Genomic DNA, 7921 nt, shown 5'->3' with positions numbered 1-7921 from the left:
GAATGCGATGTCCGACCCCGCGGTTACCTTGGAAGCTTGCCATCCTCGGATGGCACATTGCTGTCCATCCGAGCCGCGAGGAGACGACCCATGGCCGCCATCGAGACGACACCCGGAACCGGCAGCATCCCCGCTGCCACTGACCTCGGCGCAGCGCCCAAACTGCGCCCCGAAGAGAGCCGCGTCGTCTGGCTGCTGCTCGCCGCAGCCTTCGTCGCCATCCTCAACGAGACCACGATGGGTGTGGCGATCCCGCACCTCATCACCGACCTCGGCATCACGGCGCTCGCCGCGCAATGGCTGACGACCGCGTTCATGCTGACCATGGCCGTGGTCATCCCGATCACCGGCTTCCTGCTGCGCCGCTTCACGACCCGCACGATGTTCGTCGCGGCGATGGGGCTGTTCTCGGCCGGAACGCTGATCGCCTTCCTCTCGCCCGGCTTCACGATGCTGCTCGTCGCACGCGTCGTGCAGGCCTCGGGAACGGCGATCATGATGCCGCTGCTCATGACGACGCTCATGACGGTCGTGCCGCCCGCGATCCGCGGACGCATGATGGGCCGCGTCAGCATCGTGATGTCGCTCGCCCCCGCGATCGGCCCCACGCTCGCCGGTGCGCTGCTCAACAACTTCGAGTGGCGCTGGATCTTCGGCGTCGTGCTGCCGATCGCCGTCGTGGCGCTCGTCGTCGGCGCGCGATGGATCCACAACCTCGGCGAGACCACCCACGCCCCGATCGACGTGCTGTCGGTCATCCTGTCGGCCCTCGGCTTCGGCGGCCTCGTGTTCGGCCTCAGCCAGCTCGGCGCGGGCGGACACGGCGGCGGGGCGGATGCCGCGGCCGCGAGCGCCGCGTCCACCACCACCCTCGTCGTGTCGCTGGCCGTGGGCGTGGTCGCGCTGGGGCTGTTCGGCTGGCGCCAGGTCGTGCTGCAGCGCAAGGACGACGCGCTGCTCGACCTGCGCGTCTTCCGCAGCGCGAACTTCTCGCTGTCGATCGCGCAGATGGCGATCATGTCGATGGCGTTCTTCGGCGCGATCACCGTGGTGCCGCTGTACCTGCAGGACGTGCTGGGCGTCGATCCGCTCACCACCGGCCTCGTGGTGCTGCCGGGTGCCCTCGCGATGGGTCTCGCGGGTCCGTTCATCGGCCGTGTCTACGACCGTTGGGGCACCCGCATCCTGCTGGTGCCGGGAGCCGTCATCACGAGCGCGATGCTGTGGTTCTACACCACCTTCACGGCGACGACCCCGGTGTGGGTGCTGGCCGTGGCGCAGACGGTGCTGTCGATCGGTCTCGCGCTGTCGTTCACGCCCCTGTTCACCGCCTCGCTCGGATCGCTGCAGCCGAAGTTCTACTCCTACGGCTCGGCCGTGCTGGGCACGGTCCAGCAGGTCGCGGGCGCGGCAGGCATCGCGCTCATGTTCGGCGTGATGGCGGCGGCGAGCTCCAGTGCGACCGAGGCGGGGGCAGACGCCCTGACCGCGGGCGCGGCCGGTACACACGCCGCCTTCCTCACTGCGGCGATCCTGTCGCTGCCGCTGCTGGTCGGGGCGTTCCTGATCCGCAAGCCGGCCGACAGCCTGGAGGGCACGCCCGGCGGGCACTGATCCGCCTCGGCACGTATCTCACCGATGCCCCGCGCCCTCGACAGGGAGCGGGGCATCGGTGATTCTGGATGCACCCGAGACATCCCGCCGGGAGGCATCCATGATCGTCACCACACCCGAGCTCGACGCTGCGACCGGTCACGTCGCCGACATGTACGCCGGCGACCTGCGCGAAGACGGGATCGTCTACGCGCATACGCGCGCGATGGCGGTGAACCCGGAGGCGCATCAGGCGTTCGAGACGCTCATCCGAGCGATCGTCCCGTCGATCGGCCTGCGCAACTACGAGCTGGCGACCCTGGGCGCCGCGCACGCGATCGGCTCGCAGCACTGCATGCTCGCCCATGGCCGCAGGAGTCTGCGGGCGGGGCTGTTCGACGAGGATCAGCTCGCCGCTCTTGCCCAGGACGATCCGGGCAGCGCCCTCGATGAGACCGATCGGGCGGTCTTCGAATACGCCCAGAAGGTGTCGACGGATGCCTCCGCGATGACGGACGCCGACACGCTGAGGCTCCGCGACCTGGGGTTCACCGATCGGCAGATCGTCGACCTGACCCTCGCCGCGGCCGCGCGCAACTACTTCAGTCGCGCGCTGCAGGCGCTGGCCGTGCCTGTCGACGACGTGCCCGGCCTCACGCCGACGCTGGCCGCGGCGTTGCGCGACGCGGGACCGCACCGGTCGTCGGCGCACGACGTCAGCCGGGGCTGACTGCCTCAGTGAAGACGGTGTGGCGCTCAGCCGATGCTGCAGCTGCCGCCACCGCAGCACGAGTCGCCGGCGTCGACGACCGTGAGGAGGTTCTTGTCGTCCGGCACGGGCGCGAGAGTGAAAGTGGCCGGCTGCTGCGGGGTGCTCATGCCTTCCATGCTACCCGCGGGGCCGAAGGCGGGGCCGGTCACAGCACCGCTCCCCCGGTCTGGCACGTCGGGCAGTACTGCGCCGTGGTGCTCGCGAACGCGAAGTCGCGGATCGTGTCGCCGCACACGGGGCAGGTCTCGCCGGCACGGCCGTGCACGCGCATCGAGGCCACCTTCGCGGCTTTCAGCTGGTCGATCGGGATGCCGCGCTGTGCGTCGATCGCACCGCGGACGGTCGTCACCGTGGCATCGAAAAGGCGCTCGGCCGCATCGCCGTCGAGTGCTGCAGCGTGGAGCACCGGCGACACCCGAGCGAGGTGGAGGATCTCGTCGGAGTACGCGTTCCCGATACCGGCGATCGACTCCTGCTCCTGCAGGATCGCCTTCACCTGCTTGCGGCGACCGCCCATCGCCGCTTCGAAGTCGGCACGCGTGAACGCCGGATCCGCTGGATCGGGGCCGAGCTTGGCGATGGCCGGCACCTCGCGCGCGTCGCCGACGACGTACAGCCCCAGTGAGACCCAGCTGCCTGCATCCGTCGCCTGGAGGGTGGTGCCACCCGACAGTTCGAATGCGACCAGTGCCGGCGGCTGATCGGCGTCGGGTTCCGGGGCTCCGGCATCCAGCCAGCGCATCCAGCCGTGGCGGCCCAGCGAGACGACCAGGCTCATGTCGTCGAGTTCCAGTTCGACGTGTTTGCCGTGACGTGCGGCACCGGTGATCGTGCGGCCCACGAGGCTCTCGGGAGGAGCGGCGCGGGTCTTGATCGCGCGGAACTCCAGCACATCGGCGCCCTGGATCTCGCGGCCGGCTCCGGCATCCGCGAGGAAACGTGTCAGGGCGTCGACCTCGGGTGACTCAGGCATGCGCCCATCCTGCCACCGGGGGCCGACACGCTTCAGGCGTGTGCGGGCGGGCGGTGCGGGATCGGCGAGGGTTTGAGGGGTCCGTAGCTGACCGACCGCTCGAGCAGCAGCAGCGCTGCGCGCAACAGCGACTCCAGCGTGGCGAATCGTGCCGTGCCGATGCCGGCCGACACCCACACCGCCTCGTACGCCCCGTCGTCGAGCAGCTCGACGTAGGCGACGACGCTTCCCGCATCACTCCCGGACACACTGCGGTCGCAGAGCCTCCAGCAGCGGTCGGCGAGCGGCGTGAGGAGGAGCTGGTGGATGTCGTCTTCTTGCATGCCATGACCATCCGTCGCGGCGCGCTGCGGAAGGAGGGGCTTGACTGCGGGCTCACGGCATGCCTAGTCGCGGGGCCGACCGCTCGGCGCGTGCGCCACAGCCGTCAGCCCGAGACGCCCGGGACCGGTTCGGTGGACACGTCGATCGTCCCGAAGGGGAACGGGCTGATCACCGTCCACGAAGCCGACGACGTCAGGTCGTGGAGGGGAACGAGCTGGAACCACACGTGCGAGACGACGATCGCGATCACGACGAGCGCCACGATGCCCGTAGCGGCCCGGTCTAACGTGCGCAGCGCGACCTGCTCGTCCGCGGCCCTGAGCACGCGCCCGATCGCAAGGACCAGGATCAGCCCGATCGCGATGAACACGAACGGGCTCGGCCGCAGCGTGAGCTCCATGCACGTCGGCACGGCATCGGTGGCCCGCCCCGCCCCGTCGAGGTAGCCGCCGTTCCCGTCGTAGCCGCCGGCGCATCCGCCCGCACCCGCAGCGGTGAAGGTGCCGTAGGCGAATCCCGCGATCACGGTCACGATCAGCACGCGTCGGATCCGGGCGATCACCGCGTGGCCGGCGAGCAGTCTCGGACTCGCTGCGGTTGAGACGACTGCGTCTGTCACGGCATCCTCATCCCGATAGGCGTGATTGAAGGATGCCGCACCCGGCGCCGCGTCCGCCACCTCGCCCCGCCGATCATGCTCCGAGCGACGCGTCGTACTCGTTGCGCAGGTACTTCGGCGCCTGCACGCGCCATGCCTCGGTCACCAGTTCGGCGAAGTGGTCCGGCGCGATCGCCGCCATGCGGAAGGCGATCTTCGGCTCGCCCCAGCCGGTCGTCCGAGGGAGGAACACCGCGGGCTCCATCTCGCGGAGGGCGAGCGCCTCCTCGGCGTCGGCGATCTTCACCCCGACGACGAGCTCGGACGCCACGACGGCCCGCACGTCCTCGGGGATGCTCGGCCACGGATGGCACTCCCACGCGTACAGCTTGTTGCGCACGAACCAGGCCGCCCCGCCCGTCGTCGCGCGTTCCTCGCTGCCGGGCAGCCCCGCGGCGACAGCACGAAGGTCATCGAGGGTGGCCATGAGGCGAGCGTACGACGCACCTCCGACACGAGGCGCGGTCATCCATCGTGATCCACGCTCGGGCACCCGCATCCCTCCGGCCATTGACCCGGACTCGGGTGACTGCTCTGATGAGCGCATGGAGACGATCGTCGACGTGGATTACGTCGTCGTCGGAGCCGGCGCCATGGGGATGGCGTTCCTCGACGCCCTCGTGAGCACGGCCGACGACGTCACGGCGGCGCTCATCGATCGGCGAGTGGGCGCGGGTGGACACTGGCTGGACGCCTACGGCTTCGTCCAGCTGCACCAGGCGTCCGCCTTCTACGGGGTGCCGTCGACCCTTCTCGGCGGCGGCCGCGTGCAGACCTCCGGCCCCGAGCGCGGGCTCCACGAGCGTGCCGGCGTCGCCGAGGTGTGCGCCTACTATGCGCGGGTCCTCGACCGGCTGGTCGCGACGGGCCGGGTCGTCTTCCACGGGCGCAGCGAGTACTCGGGGGACCGCCGCTTCCGGTCGCTGCTCAGCGGCGCGCGCTTCCACGCGCCCCGCGCACGCGTCGTCGACGCGAGATACCTCGCACCCGACATCCCCGCGAAGACTCCTCCCCCGTTCGCCGTCGAAGACGGCGCCCGCGTCATCCCGGTGAACGGCCTCGCCGCCATCGACACGACACCCAGCGCGTACGTCGTGGTCGGCGCGGGCAAGACCGCGATCGACACATGCGTGTGGCTGCTTCGGAGCGGCGTCCCGCCGAGCGCGATCACATGGGTGCGCCCGAGGGATCCGTGGCTGCTCAACCGCGCCGTCGTCCAGCCGGATCCGGCGGTCTTCCTGGGCATGGGCGCCGACACGATGGCGGCCGCAGCGGCGGCCGTCGACCCCGACGACGTCTTCTTCCGGCTGGAGGACGCCGGGATCATGCTCCGCATCGACCCCGGCATCACCCCGACGATGGCGAAGACGCCCACCCTCGCGCGATGGGAGCTCGACCTGGTGCGCACGATCGAGGACGTGGTCCGCCGCGGCCATCTGCTCGCCGTCTCGCCGGGGCGTCTGCGATTCGCGAGCGGCGACGTGCACATCCCCGCAGACGCGCTCATCGTGCACTGCGCGGCCGAGGGGCTGAAGTATCCCCCGCTGCGGCCGATCTGGACGCCCGAGGCGATCACGCCTCAGCCGGTGCGAGTCGGCTTCCCCTGCTTCGGCGCCGCCCTGGTGGGCTACGTGGAGGCCACGAGGGACGACGATGCCGAGAAGAACCGGATCTGTCGCCCGTCGCCGTACGCCGACACAACGGCCGACTGGGCCGCCATGCAGGTGATCGGCGGCGAGGCATCGCTCGCGATGTCGAAGGAGCCCGACCTGCGGGCGTGGGCGAACGGGACGACGCTCAACCCTGCTCGCATCCCCGACGATCGCGCCGACGACCCGGCGGTCCTCGATGCGCTGGCACGCGTCCGCCGGCACATCGGCGCAGGTCGGTCGCGACTGGCCGAGTTCGCCGCGTCCCGACCTCGCCGGTGAGGGATCAGTCCCAGTCGAGGTAGTCCTCGATCGGCCACGACGTCGCGCCGACGTGCGTGACGGGGAACAGGTGTCCGCCGCCCTCGACGGCGACGACGCTCACCCGGTCCGGCGCGGACGCCTGCAGCGCCTCGCCGTTGGCCACGGGCGTGAGCGTGTCCTCGGTGCCCTGGATGACCAGCACGGGCACCGCCGGCGCCAAAGACGACCATTCGAGGTCGGGGGTGGCATCCTGAGCCGCACGCTGCATCGCGTCGACCTCGACGTCGCGCGCGCCCTCGGGGATCTCGGACCCGTCGGCGTTCAGCTCGTCGGTCTGCTCGGCGCCCTCGACGCCCAGCAGCAGCACGCCGCCCACGCGGTCGAGGTGGTCGAGCGACACGGCGCGGGCGACCGAGCCACCGAATGCGTGCCCGCCGACCCATGCGTGCCCGAGGCCGATGTGGTCCATGACGTCGACGACGTCCTGGGCGAGATCGTGCATCGACACGACGGCATCCGCCGCGGAGGAGGGATGCCGCGGCCCGATGCGCACGATGCGGAAGTCCTCCTCGATCAGCGCGTGGGCGAGAGGGCCGAGATAGCTGACATTCAGGCCTCGTCCCGGGATCAGCACCACGGCGGGACCGCTGTTGGCCCCCTCGTCGACGAAGGGGATCGCGCGGCCGTCGGGTTCGAAGATCTGGGTGTCAGCCAAGGTGTTTCCTCTCGTAGGCATGTGAGATCGATGCGTCCGGTGGACGCGACGACGGGTCAGACGTTGAAGCGGAACTCCACGACGTCGCCGTCCTGCATGACGTAATCCTTGCCCTCCAGGCGGGCCTTGCCCTTGGCGCGCGCCTCCACGACCGAGCCGGTCTCGACGAGGTCGTCGAACGAGATGACCTCCGCCTTGATGAAGCCCTTCTCGAAGTCGGTGTGGATGACGCCGGCGGCCTGCGGAGCCTTCCAGCCCTTGCCGATCGTCCAGGCGCGGGCCTCCTTGGGGCCGGCCGTCAGGTACGTCTGCAGGCCCAGCGTGTCGAAGCCGATGCGAGCGAGCTGGTCGAGGCCGGACTCGTCCTGGCCGGTCGATGCGAGCAGCTCCGCCGCATCCTCCGGGTCGAGGTCGATGAGCTCCGACTCGATCTTCGCGTCGAGGAAGACGGCCTTGGCGGGCGCGACCAGTGCCTCGAGCTCGGCCTTGCGCGCGGCATCCGTCAGCACGCCCTCGTCCACGTTGAAGACGAAGATGAAGGGCTTCGCGGTGAGCAGACCGAGCTCCTTGATGGGCGTCAGGTCGATCTTCGACGCCGACAGCAGCTCGCCCCGCTGCAGCGCGTCGCGCGCCTCCACCGCGGTCGAGAGCACGACCGGGTCGAGCTTCTTGCCGCGCACCTCCTTCTCGTACCGCGTGATCGCCTTCTCCAGCGTCTCGAGGTCCGCGAGCTGCAGCTCGGCGTTGATGGTCTCCATGTCGTTCTGGGGGTTCACGGCCCCGTCGACGTGCACGACATCGTCGTCGGCGAAGCCGCGCACGACCTGGGCGATCGCGTCGGCCTCGCGGATGTTCGCCAGGAACTTGTTGCCGAGGCCCTCTCCCTCGCTCGCACCGCGCACGATGCCGGCGATGTCGACGAACGACACCGCCGCCGGCAGGATCCGCTCCGAGCCGAAGATCTCGGCGAGCT

Annotated in this window: 10 protein-coding genes; 3 read left to right on the top strand and 7 right to left on the bottom strand. The window is 70.3% G+C overall.

All coding sequences use genetic code 11. From position 1 onward, the window contains the following. Positions 1–90 precede the first annotated feature (90 nt). Positions 91–1614 (top strand): MDR family MFS transporter, encoded by a 1524-nt coding sequence (locus ACTHNQ_RS17215; protein ID WP_440335175.1) that lies wholly within the window; start codon positions 91–93, stop codon positions 1612–1614. Between the two features lie 100 nt (positions 1615–1714). Continuing rightward, a complete protein-coding gene (locus tag ACTHNQ_RS17210) occupies positions 1715–2323 on the top strand; it encodes a carboxymuconolactone decarboxylase family protein (protein ID WP_440335174.1) in 609 nt (202 codons plus the stop codon). 26 nt (positions 2324–2349) lie between these two features. On the opposite strand, the gene ACTHNQ_RS17205 is transcribed toward ACTHNQ_RS17210, so the two are convergent. The 5 genes from ACTHNQ_RS17205 to ACTHNQ_RS17185 form a co-directional block, all read right to left on the bottom strand. Further along, positions 2350–2472, bottom strand: coding sequence for a hypothetical protein (locus ACTHNQ_RS17205; RefSeq protein WP_440335173.1), 123 nt, complete (start codon positions 2470–2472; stop codon positions 2350–2352). Positions 2473–2510: 38 nt separating this feature from the next. Then, positions 2511–3338 carry an Fpg/Nei family DNA glycosylase gene (locus ACTHNQ_RS17200; RefSeq protein WP_440335172.1) on the bottom strand — a complete coding sequence of 276 codons (828 nt, stop codon included), beginning with the start codon at positions 3336–3338 and terminating at the stop codon, positions 2511–2513. A gap of 32 nt (positions 3339–3370) precedes the next feature. After that, positions 3371–3661: a hypothetical protein gene (locus tag ACTHNQ_RS17195; protein WP_440335171.1), complete on the bottom strand. Its 291-nt coding sequence runs from the start codon at positions 3659–3661 to the stop codon at positions 3371–3373. A 104-nt stretch (positions 3662–3765) separates the two neighbouring features. Beyond that, entirely contained in the window at positions 3766–4281 is a 516-nt protein-coding gene (locus tag ACTHNQ_RS17190) for a hypothetical protein (protein ID WP_440335170.1), read from the bottom strand. A gap of 73 nt (positions 4282–4354) precedes the next feature. Continuing rightward, positions 4355–4747, bottom strand: a complete 393-nt coding sequence (locus tag ACTHNQ_RS17185; RefSeq protein ID WP_440335169.1) for a hypothetical protein — start codon at positions 4745–4747, stop codon at positions 4355–4357. Positions 4748–4865: 118 nt separating this feature from the next. Between ACTHNQ_RS17185 and ACTHNQ_RS17180 the strand changes: the two genes are divergently transcribed. Continuing rightward, positions 4866–6251, top strand: a complete 1386-nt coding sequence (locus tag ACTHNQ_RS17180) for a pyridine nucleotide-disulfide oxidoreductase (protein WP_440335168.1) — start codon at positions 4866–4868, stop codon at positions 6249–6251. Positions 6252–6255: 4 nt separating this feature from the next. Here the strand turns inward: ACTHNQ_RS17180 and ACTHNQ_RS17175 are convergent, their stop codons facing one another. Together ACTHNQ_RS17175 and ychF are read right to left on the bottom strand one after the other, a co-directional pair. Beyond that, positions 6256–6948, bottom strand: a complete 693-nt coding sequence (locus tag ACTHNQ_RS17175; protein ID WP_440335167.1) for an alpha/beta fold hydrolase — start codon at positions 6946–6948, stop codon at positions 6256–6258. A gap of 56 nt (positions 6949–7004) precedes the next feature. After that, a partial coding sequence (ychF, locus tag ACTHNQ_RS17170) for a redox-regulated ATPase YchF (RefSeq protein WP_440335166.1) occupies positions 7005–7921 on the bottom strand: 917 nt, incomplete at its 5' end.

Origin of the sequence: Microbacterium sp. (genome assembly GCF_051953575.1) — a bacterium.
Taxonomy (GTDB): Bacteria; Actinomycetota; Actinomycetes; order Actinomycetales; family Microbacteriaceae; genus Microbacterium.
The sequence above is the reverse complement of the archived record's forward strand: the minus strand, read 5'-3'. Positions and strand labels throughout refer to the sequence as shown.

Bases quoted from the DNA above. Each gene is read 5' to 3' on its own strand.
- ACTHNQ_RS17215 (WP_440335175.1), top strand. From the start codon at position 91: ATGGCCGCCATCGAGACGACACCCGGAACCGGCAGCATCCCCGCTGCC.
- ACTHNQ_RS17210 (WP_440335174.1), top strand. From the start codon at position 1,715: ATGATCGTCACCACACCCGAGCTCGACGCTGCGACCGGTCACGTCGCC.
- ACTHNQ_RS17205 (WP_440335173.1), bottom strand. From the start codon at position 2,472: ATGAGCACCCCGCAGCAGCCGGCCACTTTCACTCTCGCGCCCGTGCCG.
- ACTHNQ_RS17200 (WP_440335172.1), bottom strand. From the start codon at position 3,338: ATGCCTGAGTCACCCGAGGTCGACGCCCTGACACGTTTCCTCGCGGAT.
- ACTHNQ_RS17195 (WP_440335171.1), bottom strand. From the start codon at position 3,661: ATGCAAGAAGACGACATCCACCAGCTCCTCCTCACGCCGCTCGCCGAC.
- ACTHNQ_RS17185 (WP_440335169.1), bottom strand. From the start codon at position 4,747: ATGGCCACCCTCGATGACCTTCGTGCTGTCGCCGCGGGGCTGCCCGGC.
- ACTHNQ_RS17180 (WP_440335168.1), top strand. From the start codon at position 4,866: ATGGAGACGATCGTCGACGTGGATTACGTCGTCGTCGGAGCCGGCGCC.